We start from the raw sequence: 18,067 nt of genomic DNA, 5'->3' as shown, positions 1-18,067 counted from the left end.
TTCGTACACACTCACACAATGGTCCACGTTCGATGACACGGATCGTCGACCGATCGAGCGTCACCGAACTACCAAGGCTAACATCAGATCCCATCTGTACGGCGGACCGCAGGGGTGGAATCCTCATCTCGTGCGGATGTATTCGTAGTCCCTCCGGAGTATATAACCCCTTCGGACTGGAACCATCCAAAGCAGCGGAGTGCGCCACGCACACCGCCTCTTTCTTCGTATATAATCACAATCGCTGGTTACTACTTAAGGCCTACGAACCAAATGCCCAAAGATAGATAGTAACACACACCGAAAGGACGTCTTACTGGTCCGCCGATACCGACGTTGGCCGGATCGCTATCGGATAGCTAGCCGGTCGATAAACGCGATTGGGATACTGCCAGTCGAATCAAGAATAGTGTGCAAAACTGAGTGATAGTCCGTTCCGTATTTCACACCGGTATAGCACAGCGATCGAAGGAACCTACAAGAGGTAGTCCGGTTTTTGAGAGGGGACATCTCACTTTACGGGCCCTGACGGATACGTAACTACGCCGACGGTTCGCTACGCTCGCCATCATCTAATCGAATGAGAGATGGTCATTTCGTGCCGCTCGCGTCTCCTCGCGACACTCCATGGGCCCTGACGGATTCGAACCATCGACCACTCGGTGTCTCACGCGACCTCACACAGTCAGGTCGTGTTATGAGCCGAGCGCTCTAACCAGACTGAGCTAAGGGCCCTTGCGCTTGAACGAAACCGTGGAATATAGTTAACCCTTACTCTCTGTCGCGCTCGAGTCGAGCGGTCACACCGCGGGGCGATAGGGACGGGAGCCGGAATGGGTGAAGGAGAGATCCCTCGACGTGCGGATGCGAGCCGGAACGTGGTGAGTCACTGTCGGTGACGGCGGTAGAAAAGGAGCGGCGAGACCGAGATGAGGGATGAATCAACGGCCGTCGCGGCTGGGGGCGTGTTTCGGTCGCTCGCGTCGGTCGTCCCGCGAATCCGGTTCCGGAGATGCAAGCCCGGTTGCTGCCGCAAGACCCGGTTGCTGCCGCAAGAAGTTGTTTCGTGTACGCGCGCCCGGGATTTGTACAGACACGCTCTGCAGTACCCGACTCCACGAGTCGACCGTCATGCATCACGGTGATACGATCGGCGAGGTGGCGGACGACGCCGAGAGTCCCTGACGAGCGGTCCGAATCCGGCGACCGAGAGTGGGCATCGTCGGGGTCCTCGACGCCGTCGTTGCCGGTGGCTGCCGTCGCAGCGGACGAGGCGGTCGGCCGGGATCGGGTGCGGTCATCGTGTGCGGCCGGGGGTGACCCGGAGGGGGGCTGTTCGGGCAGTGACTCGATCGCCGTGAGTTCGCCACAGCGGACCCGGCCGTCGGTGCCGAGATCGACCGTCGGCGGTGCCGTCGTGTGACACGCATCGGTCGCGTGGGAGCAGCGGGACGCGAACGGGCACCCGGACGACTCAGTGGCGGGGTCCGGGACCGACCCGTCGATAGTGGGGAGCCGTTCGCCCGGCGTCGTTCCGGTCAGCCGACAGGCGAGCAGCGCTTGCGTATACGGATGGCGTGGGGCCGTGAGAACGCGATCAGCGGGGCCCGGATTCGACTACCTCGCCGGCGTACGCGACTGCGATCCGATCGCAGTAGTCGCCGACGAGCCCAGATCATGGCTAACGAGCAGCGTCGCCAGGTCCCGCTCGGCGACGAGATCGGCAAGCAGGTCCAGAATCGCCGCCTGCGTCGTCGCGTCCAGCGCGGTCGTCGGTTCGTCGGCGAGCCGAAGGGCTTCCGCGAGGTGGAACCCGACGGTCCGCGTCGGAGTCAGGGTCGCCGCCGGGTCCTGAAAGACCGTCGAGAGTCGCGTCGCGCGAATCCGCAGAAGGCGGTCGTCGGGGAGTGACCGAAGGTCGGTGTCATCGAACGCGACAGTGCCCGAAACGCGGGCGTCGGTCCGTGTAAGCCGGCGATCGCGCGGATGGCTGCGGACTTGCCACAGCCGCTCTCGCCGACGAGGCCAACGATCTCGCCCGAGCCGACCGACAGCGAGAGGCCGTCGATCGCACGGACAGTCCTCGAGCCGGTATCGAACCGTACCTGGAGGTCGTCGACGTCGAGCAACGGCTCAGTCACGGCGGGTCACCCCCGTCCCGACGCTGTGCTCGGTCCGGTCGTTCGGATCGAGCGCGTCCCGCAGCCCGTCGCCCAGCAGGTTCGAGCCGAGGACCGAGAGGACGATCGCGACCCCCGGTGCGTTGACCAGCCACGCAGCGTCCCGAAGGTGGTGTCGGCCGGTCGAGAGCATGGTGCCCCACTCGGGCGTCGGCGGTTGGGCACCGAGTCCGAGAAAGGAGAGCCCCGCGGCCGAGAGGGCGACGCCGGCGAGATCGAGCGTCGCCAGTACGACGACCGGACCCGCGACGTTCGGCAAGATGTGTCGCCGAATCACGCGGCGGCGGGGCGCACCGGTCAGTCGGGACGCATCGACTACGACCCGCCGCAGCCAAACCAGGCGGACGAGACGGCCGTTCAGTCTTCGATCCCGTACTCGACCAGCGACTGATCGGTCCCGCCCGTGCGATGCCGTGTCGCTAACCCGGCGAGGTGTGGAGCCTCGGGAACGATCAGCTCCTCACAGGCGGTTTCGCAGGCGTTTTCGCTACCCGGGAGACAGAAGACCGGCGTCTCGACCGCGATTCCGGCCGTCGCACGCGAAGCCATCGCTCGAGTACCGACCTCGTCCCACGAGAGGGATCGGAACAGTTCGCCAAAGCCCGGCAGTTCGCGCTCGAACAGGGACGACGTCGCCTCCGGCGAGACGTCGTCGGCGGTGACCCCCGTCCCGCCGGTGGTACAGACCACGTCGATGTCCCGCCGTGCGACCAGTCCGCGGACCGCGGTCCGGATCGCCGAGTAATCGTCCCGGACCAGCACTCGCTCTCGAACCTCGTGGCCCGCGGCCTCGAAACAGTCACGGATGGTATCTCCACCCGGATCGTCCGGGTCCTCGTCGCCCGCCCGCGAGCTCGAGACCGTGACGATCCCGACGTACAGCGGGTTGATGATGTCGTGGCCGTGGTCGTCGGTACTCCGTCGGTCGTCGGTATCGCTGGGCATACGTTCACAACGCTGGCGGAGGGGGATAATCCCTCCCCCGATGGTCGCGACAGCCGCGATCGAACGCGGACGGTTTCACCGCTCGATCGGGACGAGAGGCCAAGAGCCGTGCGAACGATTGACGAGCTGAAAACCGGGAAGAAGCGCCGAAGCCAGGACTCGAACCTGGGACAACCTCGTTAACAGCGAGGTGCTCTACCATCTGAGCTACTTCGGCTCATCATCGGATAGTCGGGTGTATTTAATAGGGCTTTCGTTTTCCCCGCATCGGGTTCGATACCCTTTCACGCACTGCTCGAGTACGCACGCCCAATGAGCGAGGAGGACGGCGACGGCGTCGATCACGGCCCCACGAGCAGCCACCGCGGCGACCACACTGGCGGCGAGACCGACGAGCGGGACGGTGCTCGCGATCTCGAGCGAGTCGTGGCGGCGGTTCGCGATCGAGTCGATCCGGACGAAGACGAACGGGCGCGGCTTCGCGACATCGCCGATCGGCTCATGGAGCGGGCCGAAACGGCGGCGACGGAACTGTGTGCCGACGCCGACGTCCTACAGGTCGGCTCGACCGCCCGCAACACCTGGATCAGCGGCGACCGCGACATCGACATCTTCGTCCGCTTTCCGCCGTCGCTCGACCGAGAGACGTTAGCGGACTACGGTCTCGAGGTCGGCCACGCCACCATCCCCGACGGCCACGAGGAGTACGCCGAACATCCCTACGTCAAAGGGACCGTCGAGGGGTTCGAGATCGACGTCGTCCCCTGTTTTCGCCTCGAGTCGGCGACCGAGATTCGCTCGGCGGTCGACCGAACGCCGTTCCACACCAGGTACCTTCAGCAACGGCTGGACGACGAGTTGGCCGCCGACGTTCGCCTCACGAAACAGTTCTTGAAGGGCATCGGTGCCTACGGTAGCGACCTTCGGACGCGGGGCTTTAGCGGCTACCTCACCGAACTGCTCGTCGTCGAGTACGGCGGCTTTCGGCCGTTGCTCGCCGCCGTCGCCGACTGGCAGCCGCCGGTCGAGCTCGATCCCGAAGAGCACGGCCGGGAAACGTTCGACGACCCGCTCGTCGTTATCGATCCGACCGATCCCGATCGCAACGTCGCCGCCGTCTGCGCGTCCGACAACGTCGCTCGGTTCCAGCACTACGCCCGATCGTTCCTCGAGCGTCCCCGAATCGACGTGTTCGAACCCGACGACCCGGCGCCGCTGACCGAAGTCGACCTCCGGGACCACCTCGAGCGCCGCGGGACCACGCCCGTCGCCGTCCGGTTCGAGGCCCCCGACCTCGTGGCAGACCAGCTGTACCCGCAGCTACGGAAGTCACTCGACGGTATCACGACTGGCCTCGACGACCGCGGGTTCGACGTCTTCCGTGCGACGGCAGTCGCCGACGAGACCGCGGCCGTCCTCGTCGAGCTCGCCGTCAGCGAGCGCCCCGCCGTCGAGCGCCACGAGGGGCCGCCGGTCCACGTCCGCAACCACGCGGAGGGGTTCTACGACGCCTACGCCGAGGATTCCGACGCCTACGGCCCCTTCATCGAGGGCGGCCGCTACGTCACCGAGCGCGACCGGGCGTTCACGACTGCCCGCGGGTTCCTCGAGAGCGACCGACTCTTCGACGTGGGGCTGGGTGCACACGTCGAAACGGCACTCGAAGACGGCTATGAGGTACTGAGCGGCGACGATATCGTGGCACTGCTCGACGAGTTCGGGCCGGAACTCGCCGAGTACTTCACACCGCGTCCCTGAGGGCGGCTAGCACTCGTCCGGAGTGATCTCGAGGCCGTGGGCGTCGATAACGTCCTTGAGCGCCGCTTTCGCTTTGTCGCCTGGTTCGTCGTCGGGTTCTATCGGTTCGCGCCCGTCGAACGTTTCGTGGACGAGTGCGACGCTGTCCGCGAGGACATCTAGCCCGTACCCTCCCTCGAGAACGAACGCCAGTGCGGCGTCGGTGTCGGCGGCGAGGGATCGAACGCGGTCACTCAGCAGGGCATAGGCCTCCGTCGAGAGGCGAATCCGCGAGATCGGATCGTGACGGTGGGCGTCGAAGCCGGCGCTGATCAACAACAGATCCGGATCGAAGTCGGTGAGCGCGGCGGTGATCGGACCCTCAAGCGCGGCCAGATAATCGCGGTCGTCCGTTCCAGCGGGCATCGGGATGTTCATCGTCGTTCCCTCGCCCGCTCTTGTCCCGGTTTCGTCGATGTCGCCGGTGCCCGGATAGAGCCCCTGTTCGTGAAGCGAGACGAAGAAGACGTCGTCCCTGTCGTAGAAGATGTCCTGCGTGCCGTTGCCGTGATGGACGTCCCAATCGATGATCGCGACCCGGTCGACGTCGTACGCGTCGTGGTCGAGGGCGTGCTGGGCCGCGACGGCCACGTTGTCGACGAAGCAAAACCCCATCGCGTTGTCGGAGACGGCGTGGTGTCCCGGCGGCCGACCGATCGAAAACGGCGTGTCGCGACCGGTCGCACCCTCGAGGGCCGCCTCGGCGGCCCAGCAGGCGAGTCCGGCGCTCCGGCGGATCGCCGCCCACGTTTCCTCGACGGCGGTCGTGTCGGGGTCCCAACTGCCGCCGCCGTCGGCACAGAACTCCCGGACCGACTCGAGGTAGTCACGTTCGTGGACGGTTGCCATCCGATCGAGGTCGCAGGGGTCGGCCTCGACGTACTCGACGCCGTGTTTCTTCTTCAGCCGTTCGCGGATCGCCCGTAGCCGGTCCGGCGACTCTGGATGGCGCGAACCGGGGTCATGTGCGAGACAGAGCTCGCTGTAGCCGAACTGCATCTGCTCACTCGAACAACGAGAAGTACGTCTCGATGTCGTCGTCGGTGATCGTTCGCCGGTCGGCGTGGTGTGCGAGGACCGCGGCCGCCTGCGCGACGTTGTCCGCGTAGTCCTCGAGGATGTCGGCCAACGCGACGCGGGCGTCCATTGAAACCCGATATCGATCGTCGATCTCCAGCCTGGCGATGCGATCGACCGGAGCGACCGGCAACTCGAGGTCGTCCTTGTCGACGACCGTCTCGACGCCGAAGTCCTGGGCCATGAGCGTCTTGCGGCCGTCGGCCGTGGCCTCCCCGGCGGCGTCGATGGCGAGTTCGCTCCCGTGTTCCTGAATCCGCGTTGCGAGTTCCTTCGACGCGTCGGCACTCACCCGAAGATCGCCCGCGTTTCGCCGGATGATCGTATCCACCGGGGCGAACGGGAGTTCGACGTTCATATAATCATAGGCGAAGCTGACTCCCTTAACGCTTTTCCTAGGCGGACGATGAGGTTGCTCGCGACCTCAGAACACGTCGTTTGCTTCGAGATGCCCGTCGCGAACGACCCCGCGGGCGGTTACCTCCTCCCCGAGACCGACGTCGGCGTCGGTCGCGACGCTCATCGTCGTCTCGCCGTCGTCGAGAACGACCGGGCTGCCGGCCTGAACGACGACGCCGGTGAACTCGAGTTCCTCGCCGTCGTCGGGGTCGTCCGAGCCGGCATCCGTGCTGGCGGTGTCGGCCGATTCCGCCGCGTCGGTCCGGCCGGTGCCGTCCGTCGTCTGCGAGCCGTCTTCGTCGCCAGCAAACGCCGATAGACCGGCGTTTTCGTCCGTCGAGCCGCTCGAATCGTCGTCGGCCGCGTCGGGACCGGACGACTCGGACTCGAGAACCGTGATCGTCGACTGCCACCCCGCCGAGGCCTCGAGATCGTCCTGCCAGCCGTCCTGAATTTCGACATCGCCGAGTGCGACCTCGTCCCCCGGGCCCACGTCGAGGTCGGCCTTGTCGCCCCAGAGGGCGACGCGGATATCGTCGGTCGCGTCTTGGACGCGGATGTTGCGGACCTGCCCCTCCGAACCGTCATCGCGGTCGAACGTCCGCTTCGGATCGGCCGACCGGATGACGCCCGCGATGTCGACCACTTGGTCGATTTCGACGTCTTCGATCGGCGTGTTCTCGGGAACGTACTCGACCTCCGCGTCGATTTCCTCGACGGCACCGCGGTTGCCGACGTGGAGTTCGAGGCTGCCGTCGCGGTCCTTGACGTAGCCATCGATCACCTCGACAGTGGTCCCGGTCTCGAGCTCCGTGGCGAGGGCCGCTTGCTCGTCCCAGAGCGTGACGCGAACGCGGCCGGTCGAATCCCCGAGGACGAGGTTCGAGACTTTCCCCTCGGAGCCGTCGTCGCGGTCGAACGTGCGGACGCTGTCGGTATCCAGAAGCAAGCCGACGAGGTTGACGTTCGAGAGGCCAAGCGAAAGGTCCTCGACGGTGTACGTATCGGAGACCTGAACGTCGATCTCGGTGTCGGGGTCCGGTTCGACGTTATCCACGCTGATCTCGACGCCCGAAAAGCCCTCCTTGGGACGGCCCGCGATCCGCAGGACCTGTCCCTCCTCGAGTTCGTCGATGGCCGCTTCGGCGTGGTCGTCCCAGAAGGCCGCTCGAACGGACCCGGTCTCGTCCGCGACCTCGACGTTGACGACCTGCCCGTCCTCGTCTTCGCCGTCGCGCTCGAAGGTCCGTTTCTCGCCGATCGAGAGCACTTTCGCGACGAACTTCGCCTCCTCCATTCCGGGTTCGATGTCGGCGATGCCGCCGACCTCGCTCTCGCCGACTTCGTGAGCGACGAGCATCGCCGCCGTCTCCTCGTCCGCGAGTCCACCCATCTGCTCGACTTTCGCCTCGACGGCCTCGCGAAACTCCTCGAGAGAAACGTCGGCCTCGAGGTCCTCATATACGCCCTCGATGTCGCTCATTCTATGCTCGTGCATGGTCAGCCCGCGCATAAGCGTTATCCATTCGGCGTCCTGGCCGGTGCCGGCCGACAGCCGATGATCCGGCTCCGTCGGTCGATTCTACCCGCGTCGAACCGCCGCAGTCGGCCGCTCGCTCAAGGGGGTGCCAGTGGGGAGTCACGCGCTCGACTGGCCGCGGTTCTGTATATAAACCTTCACGTGCAGACCATGTGAATCAGGGACGACGACGGGGGCCTTTCGAAAGGGCTTTAATGTTCACCGGGGTATGAAGAGATGAGTCCTGATAGGGTAGTGGACTATCCTCTTGGCTTGCGGAGCCAGGGACCGGAGTTCAAATCTCCGTCAGGACGTTTCTCTTCAGCACAACACTGCGAGCGTAGCGAGCAGTCCGTGCTGAAGGAAACTCCCCGGAGATTTGAGCAGAGAAGTCGCAGCGGCCGAACGAAGTGAGGCCGACCGTCTTCCCGTGTTCAAATCTCCGTCAGGACGCTCACTTATTGCGGGCGCTTCGAATTGCTCAGCGCCCGCTCTCGGGTTCGGTCCTGACGTGCCCAACGCTCACTTCGTTCGCGTTGGACTCCGTCAGGACACATCTACCGACACCAAACCGTGAACGAAGCGAGCGGCTGATATCGATGAAACTTGTCCGCGGAAATTGGCGAATCAACTCGAGCGAACCGTCCGATAGCCGTCGACGGCTTCAGTCAGGACGTAGCCGACGATCGTCACGCCGATAACGGCCCGTCCGATTGTCCTGAGTTCGATCGTTGCGATGGTCTGCTCACCGTTGACGGCGAGTGCAGCACCTGCGACGAGGAGGATGATGAGAACCGCGAGATATCGCCATCGTGCGGACGGTGGCACGTCGCTGCCCTCGTTTCGGAGCGCGAGGTACAGATGGCCGCCGCCGAGTGCGATCCCGTAGAACACGAGCAACATTGCGATCTCCACCATGTCTGAGTTGAACTCGAGGACATACGCCACAAAACCAGCTACGAGTAACCCCACGAACGCCAGCAGTATGGCCCCGAGATAGACGACGACTTCGCGGCTGTTCATATCAGAACCGAGCGTGACAGGGAATAAATAACTTCTGTCAGAGGTTTCTGCGAGGATAGCGACCGCTCGAGTACAAAACTGGGTGAGAGGAGTAAGCCCCCTTCTGTTCGACCCGGCATTCGGCTGAGCGTCCGCACCGTCCGCGGCGAGGCCGCGGGGCGTTCGGGCTACCACGGCGCGGACTTGCACCGGTGAGGGTTCGCCGTTCCATCGATCCTCGGCCGTCCGTGTGCGATCGATCACGACGAACGTGACCCGTGGATTCGAACCACAGTTTGACGACCGCACACGGCTTGCGGCGGTTGCCGCTCGCCAGTTCGGCGGCTCGCGCCGCCTCACGTTTCGCGGTCCATAGGACCGCGCATCCCTCTGCGGGTCAACTCCCCTTCCTCTCGGTCGGGTTCGCGCGCATCATCGGTCGGGCCGAGACGTGTCGTTTCTGTTCCAGAGCCAGCGGTCTCCCGCTCCGGACTTGCGCCCGGTCACCTGCCCGAACAGGTGGGGGGACTTTCCTCGCAGGCGTTGCGCGTCCCGATGGGACGGGCCACGTATCGCCTGGCGCGACTCGCGGAGCCACGCCGGGCTGTGGTGATGCCACCGTTGCCGGTAACACCATCGCGGCAGCCAGGCTCTCTCTCCCAGTCTTCATAGAGGCCTCTGCGGAATAAGTTCCTCGATCGGCCGAAATCGCTTTCGAAGCGGTGAGGCGGCCAATCTCCCCACGGAGCGGTCACAGTCCCCTCGAGTGGACCCAGCGGTCGGCAACGAGAGGGGCCCGGGTCGCCCGCCCAAACTTATTTATTCAGTATTAGTTTTGGGATGGACGATGCATGCGCAAAGATACCAAGGGAGGAGATGGCAGAGAACAGGAGACTCGTTCGAACGAACCGACGCGCCGACAGCTACTCCGAGCGACGTCGACCGTGGCAGCCAGTGTGACCGGACTGACCGCGATCAGTGGCTCGGCGTTCGGGGGCGAACTCAAAGACTGTACGAACTGGCCGACTGCACCGGTGGAGTTCCCCACGGTAGATCTCACACAGGAGAGCCCCCAGATCGGAGGGCCAAGCGAGGACGAATTCTGTCTGTACGTTCACGGCTGGAAAGGACGGGCCCGGAGCGACGACCAGGCGTACGTGCTCGAGCGGGCGCTTCAGAACGCAGGCTACCACGCACCGGTGATCACCGCGTCGTGGGCCTCGGATACGCTGAACTTCTGGGCGGCAGAAGACACCGCAGACGACGCCGGCGTCCGGCTGGGTCGGTGGTTCCGCGAGGCGTTCCAACGGGACTCGGGGACGACGATTCGCGTCGTCGGCCACTCGCTGGGAGTCCGCGTGATACTCGGGGCCCTCACCGAACTCGATGGTGACGTCGTCCTCGATACCGTCGCGCTGCTCGGGGCTGCCATCGAGAACGATTCGGTCTGTGACGATGGTCGATACGCCGCGGGAATTCGAACGTCCGCGACGGCGGTATATAGCTACCGCTCCGAGAACGACGGAACTATCTGTACGATTTACGACGTGACCACGATCAAGGACGGACTGGGCTGTGACGGTGCGGACTGCAGGGGCTGGTGGGACAGCGGCTCGACGCCGAGCAACTACCGCGATGTCGACGTCACGGGGTCCGTGCCCGGGCACTGCACGTACTTCGAGCCGGATCGACCGATCGGCTGTATGGACCAGGTGGTCAGTGACTTCGGCTGATCGACCCGCGCTTGGGAGTCGACCGTCCGCATCCAATTCTCGAGGTCACGGCTAGCGAATGTATCGCCCGTTTCGCGTGGTCCCGTGGTCTCGAGACGAATGGAAGCGCTTTAGGACGACTATCCCCTTGTCCATCTGTATGTCCCAGCGACAGGGCGCTGACCTCTCCTACGAAGACGGGGCTCGCGCGGTCGAACTCGCGCGCGAATCCGTCGAATCTTACGTACAACACGGGCAACGAGAACAACCGGGTAGCATGCGCGAAGCCTTCTACGAGCGAACGGGGGCGTTCGTCCGCCTCGAGTCGACCCGCGGTCGGGGGAGCCTGCGGGGCTGTGCGGGCGGCTACCGCTCGGACGATCAACTCGGCCACGTCATCGTCGACGCGGCGATCGAGGCCGCCAGCGAGGACTCCTGTGGCTCGGAAGTGAGCCCGTCGGAACTGCCGAACCTCACGGTCTCGGTCTGTACCGTCAAGAACGTCCTCCTGACGGACGATCCGCTGGCCGACCTCGAGCTCGGTACCCACGGCGTCGCCATCGACGGCGGCGAGGGTGGCTGGCTCTACCCGACGGTACCGGTCCAAAACGACTGGAGCGCCCGTGAGTACCTCGATCGAACCTGCCGGAAAGCGAAACTCGCACCGGGGGCCTGGCAGGACGACGATGTCGTCGTGACGCTGTTCGAGGGACAGGTGTTCCGCGAGCGCGACGCCGACGGGAGTATCGAGGAAGTGTAGCGGCTCCGACGGCCGTCGATCGACGAGTATCGCGATTTCTACCGGAAATACCGATTCAGTCGCCCGAACCCGACGGTCGATTCAGATCGGCGAGTTTGCTGTCGAGCAGATCGTTCAGGGCCGCGAACACGTAGTGGACGGAAACCCAGAGAGCGATCAGGTCGACGACGAGGACGAGCGGTACCGACAGGACGGACGGCCACGGGAGCAGGACCCACGTACAGACCCCGGCGACCGCGAAGACGAGGACGAGACGGATCGCCAACTGGGTGGCGATGTCGGAGTAGCTGGCGTTGGACCGCGTCTGTGCGCTCATTACCGGGACGTTCGTTCCCACGGCAAAAAGTCCAACTCCCCAACGTTTGTTCTCGGTTCGTCGACGGGCCGCCGGCCGTCGAATTACGCCGTCGACTCGCCGAACCCGACCGCACTGGCGTCTTCGAGACAGCGCTCGGTCGCGTCCTCGAGAGCGAACGTGCGGACGATGTCGCCGTCGCGGACGAGCGGCTCGAGCAGGGAGTCGCCGCCGTCCGGCGCGTCGCCGTCGGCGAGCGCGACGTGGTGGCCGCCCGCGGGCGTTCGATAGACGTCCTTGACTCCCGACAGTTTGCCACGTTTGGAGATCGGTTCGCCCTCGATTTCGACGATGTCGAGACTGAAGTCCACCGAGTCGGCACCGGTGATGTGGCTGCCGACGCCGAAGCCGTCGGCGACGTCGCGCAGGGCCCGGATCGAGTCGGGGTCGATCCCGCCGCTACAGAAGATATCGACGTCCTCCCGGCCTCGAGCGTCGAGTTCCCAGCGGACCTCGCGGATGATGTGTCTGAAGTCGCCCCGTCGGGAGCCGGTGGTGTCGATCCGGACCCCGTCCAAGTCGTCGCCGAGCGTCTCGGCTGCGAGCAGGCTTTCGCTTTTCTCGTCCCAGAAGGTATCGACCAGCGCGATTCGGGGCACGTCCTCGTCGACGGCCTCGTCGAACGCCGTCCATGCGTCGGCCTGATTGCCCTCGCCGAAACAGAACATGAGCGCGTGGGGCATCGTTCCACCCGCCTCTCGGTCAAGTATGTCGCCCGCCGCGACGTGGGAGAACCCGTCCAGCCCGGCCAGCAGCGACGCTCGTTCGACCGTCGAGGCGATCGAGGGATGGACGTGCCGCGCGCCGAAGGAGAGGACGAGCGAGTCCGGGGCGGCCAGTCGGGCCTCGAGCGCGGCCGTCGCAAAGCCGCTCGGCTGTGAGAGGAAGCCAAGCAGCGACGTCTCGAGTTCGGCAAACGAGAGGTACGGACCCTCGATGCGGAGGACCGGACCGCCGTCGAACAGTTGGCCGTCCGGGAGCGCATCGATATCGACGTCCCGCCCTTCGAACAGCGTCGCAATGTCCCTTACGCCGGTGAAGACGTCGAAGCTGCCGGTCGGGAACTGGTCGGCGGTCACTTCGGCGACGACGTGGGGGTTCTTCTCCGCGTGCTCGAGCGTGGCCCGCGTGCGCTCGAAGTACGCATCGGTGGCATCCCCCTCGAGAATCGCTGCCGGGGGAACGGTGCCGAACGGGTTTGACATATCGCCGGTTTCCCGTGGGAGACAAAAAAACTACCCGTCTGCCGGCGAGCGCGGCGATTGCCGCCCCGTCGCCGGATCGACGACGGCGGTCGATGTCGGTACCGCAACGGGCGGTGCCACCGACGGGTTAGCAGTCGCCGTCGACGCGGCGGTGGTCTCCGACTCGAGAGCGGCCGCGGACTCGGGCGGCGACGTCGAGCCGGGAGCTGTGGCGTGGATCGCTCCGAGGTCGCCGACGGCCGGCGCGCCGACGATGTCGACCGTCGTTCCGGTACTCGAAACGCGATACGCGCCGGCAAAGGGGTCGTCGTCCGGAATCCGAAAGACGCCGGCAGTGGATTCGACCGGCTCGGCCCCCCGAGTCTCGAGGAGCCGACGGTACGCGTCGGCGAACTCGGCCGCGTCCGTCGGTGTGTCCCACTCGAGTCGCCAGACGTGGCCGGTCCGGGTCGGCTCGTCCGCGTGCCGATAGACCTGAATGCTGTCGCCGGCCCAGCCCTCGGTCGCGGGATGCGAGTAGTTGTACTGGGCGCGGTTCGGTGTCCCCGCGGTGAGCGGGCGGTCGATCACGCCGTTAGCCCAGAGGGTCGCGAACAGCGTCGCCTCGCCGACCGTCTCCGTGCGGGGCTCGCCGCCGGTACCGGCGGTTCCGTTCCCGTCGTCGGTCGCATCCGCTCGGTCGGTAATGGGGTGCCAGTCGTCGCTCGAGCGGTCCGCAACGGTGATGTCGACCGGCCGCGTGTCGGGATAGCGCTCGGGGTGAATCAGTTGGGCGGTGCTTCGGGGCGGCTCGTCGTGAGCGCGATCGACGGCCTCCCAGCCGCCGCGCTCGTGGAGGGCGGCGACGAACGGCGGCCCCTCGGCGTAGGGGGCGTAGATCGAGAGGAACAGGCCGACGTTGAACGGACGGTCGGTCAGCCCCGCGCCGGACGCCGCCGGCGGCTGGGTGTCGGAGAGACACTGCCACTCGGCCCCGCAGCGGCGATCGTACCGGTCGGGAACGTAGTCCGCGTCGCCCTCGAGCAGCCCGTTTTCGGCGCGGACGCCGTCGATCGTCTCGCTCTCGCGTCCGATGCCGAAGTGCTGGTCCTGTAAGGCGTGTGTCAGCTCGTGGACCAGGGTCCGGCGATCGATCCGGATATCGTCGGCGTCCTCGGTGATGATGACGATCCGGTCGTCGACGTAGTAGCCCTGGATCGAATCGCCGTAGAGGTCGTCGAACGCCCGCTCGACGTCGGTCTCGCCGTCGACGACGAACGCGCCCCGCCAGATCTCGTTCTCGAACGCCGACGCGTTCCCGGTTCCGCCCGCCCGCTGGTCGCGGTAGGCGGCGCGGCTCACGACCTCGAGGGAGACATCGCGCTCGTACTTCAGCCCGCGGACGACCTCGATCCGGGCCATCGACCGGTACTTCACCGCCTCGAGTTGGGGCTCGGTGAGGCCGTCGGCCGTATCGAACGCGAAGGTATCGTCGTGGGCGTAGTCGCCGACGTATCCGAGATCGCGGTCGGTGTCGAACCCGCTCTGGCTGCCGGGGAGTGCACAGCCCGAGAGAACGACCAGTGCGAGCACCGCGAACAGGCGAAGCCTCATTGCGTCAGTGTTCGCCGAGACGGTAAAATGGGCGTCGATCGGCCGCGTCAGTCAGTCCTGATCGTGGCGGTCGGCGACGGCTCGGTACCCGGTGCCGAGCAGGGCGGTCGCGATCGCGCCCACTGCGGCCCCCGGACCGAAGCCGGACACGGTATCGCTCCGGTCGGTGATTTCGAGGGTGTCCTCGCCCTCCGGTGCGGCACCGGCCTCGACGTTCGACAGGTCGTCGACGGCGGGCGCGCGGACGATCGTCAGCGTCTCTCCCGTCCGGTTGAGATAGTACGCGCCGGAATAGCCGCCGTCCTCGATCACGTAGGTGTCCTGTCGCCCGTCGACGGCGTCGGCACCGTGGTTCTCGAGCAGTCGGAGATAGCCGTTGACGAACTGCTGAGTGTCGGTCCCGGACTCCCACTGCGTCCGCCAGACGTAGCCGGCGTGGCCGGCCGCAGCGGCCGGCTTGCTCGCGCTATCGGCCTCGTCGTTCGTGTAGGCGACCAGTTTGTCGCCGGCCCAGCCGTTCGTGTACGAGTGGTTGTAGTTGTAGTTTTCCGCACTCTCGAAGAGGTCTGCGGCCTCGATCACCGCGTCCCGGTCGCTCTCGACCGCATCAGCGGCGAACATCGCGACCATGCCCGCCTCGCCGATGGTATCCGTGGCGACCTCGCCGTCGGTTCGGAGCTGTCGCCAGTCCTCGCTCGAGCGATCGGGGACGGAGACGTTCGCGGGCTCGCGCCCCGAGCCGGGGTGGATCACCGCCGAGGTCGTCCGCGGCGGGTCGTCGTACGCCGCGTTGACCGCTTCCCAGTCGTTGCCCTGGGTGCGCAGGTAGTTGACGTAGTCCGGCCCGTCGCTGTAGGGCTGGTAGACGCTGAAGTAGATTCCCCAGTTGATATCGGGGAGCTGGCCACTGCCGTCGTTGCGCGGGACGAGACAGTCCCACTCGCGACCGCAGGTCGCTTTGTACTCGCGTTCGACGCGGCTCGCGTCGCCTTCGATCAGCCCGCTCATGGCGGTCTCCTCGTCCTGGGTCGTCCCGTGGAACCGCGACAGGTTGTACCGCTGGTCCTGGAGCGCGTGGACGAGTTCGTGCCCGAGCGTGACCTCGTCTAACTCGGGGGTGTCGGGGTTCTCGGAGACGATCACGATCTGGTCGGTCTCGGGGTGATAGGACCCGCCGACGGAACCGCCGTAGACCGTCTGGGTCGCGTTGGCCGCGTCGGTCTCCCGGTCGACCATGAACAGCGCCTCGTAGCCGACGTTCGCCTCGAGACGGTTCGCCGAGGAGATGTTGGTAAAGCGATCGCCGTTGGTCTCACGGTACTCCGACCGGGAGATGACGTCGACGGTGACTTCCTCGGAGAAGGTGAGGTTGCGGATTCGCTCGACGCGGGCCATCGCTCGGTAGACGACGGGGTCGAGGTCGTCCTCGTCGACGACCGCGTCGGACTGGTTGTCGACCGGCAGTGGATCGTCGTACCAGTAACCCTCGACGTAGCCGACGGTGTCCTCGGTCGAGGGGGTGTCGGGACGGGCGTCCTGAACGGCCGCGCTTGTCGGACTCGAGGCCGTCGTCCCCGTGGCCGTCGATCCCACGGCGGTCGTCGAGTCGAGGGACGACCCGGCGGTCGTGGACTGGACGGTGGCGTCGGGCGGGCCGGCGGCCGGCCCCGCCGCGAGGGCCGGGCCGGCGAGCCCGCTGGTGATGAGGAGTGTCGCGAGAGCGACTGCGAGGAGGGCGGTTGACGAACGGGTGCGCATCCATGTCATCTGAATCGGATAGCTATCCGTAAGGAGAGGAGTGTAAAAAGGACGACGATTACGGGAACGGCTACGCCGGGCGGCAGTCCCGCGACGGCGGCCGTCGACGACCGGGTCGTTGCTCGAGACGGATCGCGTGCTCGGACCGCGCGCCGTCGTCAGTGGCAAGGAGATCGAGTCTCGCGCTGTCCGTAGGGGCTGCGTGTGCTCGCGACCGGGTAGATTTCATGACTGGAGCAATAGATATAAGTCACAACGAGATAGATATTCGGACAGAAGCGACGTTCCAGAAAAGTGGGCGTTCTCGAAATGCCCCGGGTGGAAACAGCACCCGAGACGGAGCTTCCAACCCTCCCGAGGGGATTGCAAGCAATGATTGCATACGTTCTATCGGGATATAAACCTCCCGCAAGACGACGGAATCGCCAGACTGCAGGAGTGTCACCGCTGCTCCGTTGCTCGAGGGGTGGGACTGATGTGTAGCGGTTGTGACGGCGACCGGGACGGTGACGCGTCGCCGCCGACGTGTCCGCGCTGCGGTGAGCCGGTCGGGTTCCTCACCGTGTCCGGCCCCATGACGGCCTCGGCCAGCCCGTGTGGCTGTACGGTGCCGCCGAATCTCGTCCAGCCCGACGACGCTGGTCGCCACTGACCGTCACTGCACACCGTCGCACGGCGGTTGTGCGATGGGTGTGTGGATCGGTGCAGGTGGTCTTGGCGGGGGCTCGCTCGAGCCCCGGCAGTCATCCGGCCGGTTGGCGGGCCATCGAAATCACCACCACACCACAGCACCACCGCGACCGTCGACATCGTACGTCGGTCGGCCGGGCTGTAAACGGGGCGCGAGTGTGTCGTCCGAGTCGAACTAGCGACACACTGACGAACCGGAACCACACTGCCGAACCGGGACGCACTGCTGATGACGGCAGGGAGTCGCCACATCCTCCCCAGCCGATTCGCTCGTTTTGCTCGCGGGCGCGACGCGCCCGCTCGCACCACTCGCTCATCCCTCGCACGGCTTCCGCCTGCGGTTCGTCGGCGACTCACCGCAGCCCAGCGCGCGCCACCATGACGGAGTACGGCCGGCAACCGACGGGTCGCCGCTCGACGGCTCACCGGTGGCGCGCTCGCGGGTCCCGCGAACGTTTTGTCGGTCCCGGACGTATCGTCGCGTAGTCATGCACCTCGAGCCGGACAGCACGGCGGTGGTCGTCGTCGACATGCAAAACGGGTTTTGTCACCCGGACGGATCGCTGTACGCGCCGGGCAGCGAGGCTGTCATCGAACCGATCGCCGACCTCGTCGCTCGCGCCCGCGACGCCGGCGCGTGGCTGCTGTTCACCCGCGATGTCCACCCGCCGGACCAGTTCGACGACGCCCACTACTACGACGAGTTCGAACAGTGGGGCGAGCACGTTCTCGAGGGATCTTGGGAGGCCGAGGTCGTCGACGAACTCCCCGTCGACGCGGCCGACAACGTCGTGGAGAAACACACCTACGACGCCTTCCACAACACGGAACTCGAGGGGTGGCTCAACGCCCGCGGGATCGACGACCTCGTTATCTGTGGCACCCTCGCGAACGTCTGCGTGCTCCACACCGGCGGCAGCGCGGGGCTGCGTGACTTCCGCCCGATCATGGTCGAGGACTGTATCGGCGCGATCGAGGACGACCACCGCGAGTACGCCCTCGAGCACGCCGCGTGGCTGTTCGGCGAGGTCGAACCGAGCGACGCGATCGCGTTCGCGTAACCGACCGGCGACGC

General features: G+C 65.8%; 16 protein-coding genes, 3 tRNA genes, 1 other RNA gene and 2 pseudogenes. 7 read left to right on the top strand and 15 right to left on the bottom strand.

Annotation, left to right across the window (positions count from 1 at the left end):
• Window positions 1-628: 628 nt before the first annotated feature.
• Together C486_RS12950 and C486_RS22830 are read right to left on the bottom strand one after the other, a co-directional pair.
• Window positions 629-735 (bottom strand) — tRNA-Ile (locus C486_RS12950).
• A 36-nt stretch (window positions 736-771) separates the two neighbouring features.
• Window positions 772-1,596, bottom strand: a pseudogene (locus tag C486_RS22830) (oligopeptide/dipeptide ABC transporter ATP-binding protein); the annotation flags it as partial.
• 81 nt (window positions 1,597-1,677) lie between these two features.
• Between C486_RS22830 and C486_RS21730 the strand changes: the two are divergent.
• On the top strand, window positions 1,678-1,911 hold the full coding sequence (locus tag C486_RS21730) for a hypothetical protein (protein ID WP_169316579.1): 234 nt from the start codon (window positions 1,678-1,680) through the stop codon (window positions 1,909-1,911).
• On the opposite strand, the gene C486_RS12945 is transcribed toward C486_RS21730, so the two are convergent.
• The 4 genes and pseudogenes from C486_RS12945 to C486_RS12930 all read right to left on the bottom strand — a co-directional run bounded on the left by C486_RS12945 (window position 1,833) and on the right by C486_RS12930 (window position 3,342).
• Complete coding sequence (locus tag C486_RS12945; protein ID WP_008456846.1) at window positions 1,833-2,141, bottom strand: ATP-binding cassette domain-containing protein; 309 nt, start codon at window positions 2,139-2,141, stop codon at window positions 1,833-1,835. The genes C486_RS21730 and C486_RS12945 overlap by 79 nt on opposite strands.
• A pseudogene (locus tag C486_RS12940) lies at window positions 2,134-2,532 on the bottom strand (ABC transporter permease); the annotation flags it as partial. The gene C486_RS12945 and the pseudogene C486_RS12940, both read right to left, overlap by 8 nt.
• Before the next feature lie 5 nt (window positions 2,533-2,537).
• Window positions 2,538-3,125, bottom strand: a complete 588-nt coding sequence (locus tag C486_RS12935) for a MogA/MoaB family molybdenum cofactor biosynthesis protein (RefSeq protein ID WP_008456840.1) — start codon at window positions 3,123-3,125, stop codon at window positions 2,538-2,540.
• Window positions 3,126-3,269: 144 nt separating this feature from the next.
• Window positions 3,270-3,342 (bottom strand) — tRNA-Asn (locus tag C486_RS12930).
• Window positions 3,343-3,437: 95 nt separating this feature from the next.
• Between C486_RS12930 and cca the strand changes: the two genes are divergently transcribed.
• The gene (gene cca / locus C486_RS12925; protein WP_008456838.1) at window positions 3,438-4,883 is read left to right on the top strand and encodes a CCA tRNA nucleotidyltransferase; all 1,446 of its coding nucleotides are present in this window, start codon (window positions 3,438-3,440) and stop codon (window positions 4,881-4,883) included.
• 6 nt (window positions 4,884-4,889) lie between these two features.
• Here cca and C486_RS12920 read toward each other — a convergent pair whose 3' ends face one another.
• The 3 genes from C486_RS12920 to C486_RS12910 form a co-directional block, all read right to left on the bottom strand.
• Window positions 4,890-5,921, bottom strand: coding sequence for a histone deacetylase family protein (locus C486_RS12920; RefSeq protein ID WP_008456836.1), 1,032 nt, complete (start codon window positions 5,919-5,921; stop codon window positions 4,890-4,892).
• A 4-nt stretch (window positions 5,922-5,925) separates the two neighbouring features.
• Window positions 5,926-6,357, bottom strand: a complete 432-nt coding sequence (locus tag C486_RS12915) for a histone (protein WP_007110411.1) — start codon at window positions 6,355-6,357, stop codon at window positions 5,926-5,928.
• Between the two features lie 66 nt (window positions 6,358-6,423).
• Window positions 6,424-7,881 carry a single-stranded DNA binding protein gene (locus C486_RS12910; RefSeq protein ID WP_008456833.1) on the bottom strand — a complete coding sequence of 486 codons (1,458 nt, stop codon included), beginning with the start codon at window positions 7,879-7,881 and terminating at the stop codon, window positions 6,424-6,426.
• 277 nt (window positions 7,882-8,158) lie between these two features.
• On the opposite strand from C486_RS12910, the gene C486_RS12905 reads away from it, so the two are divergent.
• Window positions 8,159-8,231 (top strand) — tRNA-Arg (locus C486_RS12905).
• Between the two features lie 313 nt (window positions 8,232-8,544).
• On the opposite strand, the gene C486_RS12900 is transcribed toward C486_RS12905, so the two are convergent.
• Both C486_RS12900 and rnpB read right to left on the bottom strand, forming a co-directional pair.
• Window positions 8,545-8,940: a hypothetical protein gene (locus C486_RS12900; RefSeq protein WP_008456830.1), complete on the bottom strand. Its 396-nt coding sequence runs from the start codon at window positions 8,938-8,940 to the stop codon at window positions 8,545-8,547.
• Between the two features lie 80 nt (window positions 8,941-9,020).
• Window positions 9,021-9,473, bottom strand: an RNA gene (gene rnpB, locus C486_RS12955) — RNase P RNA component.
• A gap of 390 nt (window positions 9,474-9,863) precedes the next feature.
• On the opposite strand from rnpB, the gene C486_RS12895 reads away from it, so the two are divergent.
• The gene (locus tag C486_RS12895; RefSeq protein WP_241432505.1) at window positions 9,864-10,652 is read left to right on the top strand and encodes an alpha/beta hydrolase; all 789 of its coding nucleotides are present in this window, start codon (window positions 9,864-9,866) and stop codon (window positions 10,650-10,652) included.
• Between the two features lie 139 nt (window positions 10,653-10,791).
• On the top strand, window positions 10,792-11,391 hold the full coding sequence (locus tag C486_RS12890) for a TIGR00296 family protein (RefSeq protein WP_008456827.1): 600 nt from the start codon (window positions 10,792-10,794) through the stop codon (window positions 11,389-11,391).
• Window positions 11,392-11,446: 55 nt separating this feature from the next.
• Here C486_RS12890 and C486_RS12885 read toward each other — a convergent pair whose 3' ends face one another.
• The 4 genes from C486_RS12885 to C486_RS12870 all read right to left on the bottom strand — a co-directional run bounded on the left by C486_RS12885 (window position 11,447) and on the right by C486_RS12870 (window position 16,302).
• Window positions 11,447-11,707: a hypothetical protein gene (locus C486_RS12885; protein ID WP_008456824.1), complete on the bottom strand. Its 261-nt coding sequence runs from the start codon at window positions 11,705-11,707 to the stop codon at window positions 11,447-11,449.
• An 83-nt stretch (window positions 11,708-11,790) separates the two neighbouring features.
• Window positions 11,791-12,951: a nicotinate phosphoribosyltransferase gene (locus tag C486_RS12880; RefSeq protein WP_008456822.1), complete on the bottom strand. Its 1,161-nt coding sequence runs from the start codon at window positions 12,949-12,951 to the stop codon at window positions 11,791-11,793.
• Between the two features lie 30 nt (window positions 12,952-12,981).
• Window positions 12,982-14,544, bottom strand: a complete 1,563-nt coding sequence (locus tag C486_RS12875) for an Hvo_1808 family surface protein (protein ID WP_008456820.1) — start codon at window positions 14,542-14,544, stop codon at window positions 12,982-12,984.
• 51 nt (window positions 14,545-14,595) lie between these two features.
• Window positions 14,596-16,302, bottom strand: coding sequence for an Hvo_1808 family surface protein (locus C486_RS12870; RefSeq protein WP_008456818.1), 1,707 nt, complete (start codon window positions 16,300-16,302; stop codon window positions 14,596-14,598).
• Between the two features lie 475 nt (window positions 16,303-16,777).
• Between C486_RS12870 and C486_RS21725 the strand changes: the two genes are divergently transcribed.
• Together C486_RS21725 and C486_RS12865 are read left to right on the top strand one after the other, a co-directional pair.
• Window positions 16,778-16,954, top strand: coding sequence for a hypothetical protein (locus C486_RS21725; RefSeq protein WP_008456815.1), 177 nt, complete (start codon window positions 16,778-16,780; stop codon window positions 16,952-16,954).
• 526 nt (window positions 16,955-17,480) lie between these two features.
• Complete coding sequence (locus C486_RS12865) at window positions 17,481-18,053, top strand: cysteine hydrolase family protein (RefSeq protein WP_008456814.1); 573 nt, start codon at window positions 17,481-17,483, stop codon at window positions 18,051-18,053.
• Window positions 18,054-18,067 lie beyond the last annotated feature (14 nt).

The sequence above is a fragment of the Natrinema gari JCM 14663 genome (genome assembly GCF_000337175.1).
Classification (GTDB): domain Archaea; phylum Halobacteriota; class Halobacteria; order Halobacteriales; family Natrialbaceae; genus Natrinema; species Natrinema gari.
This window is presented reverse-complemented; position numbering and strand designations above follow the sequence as displayed.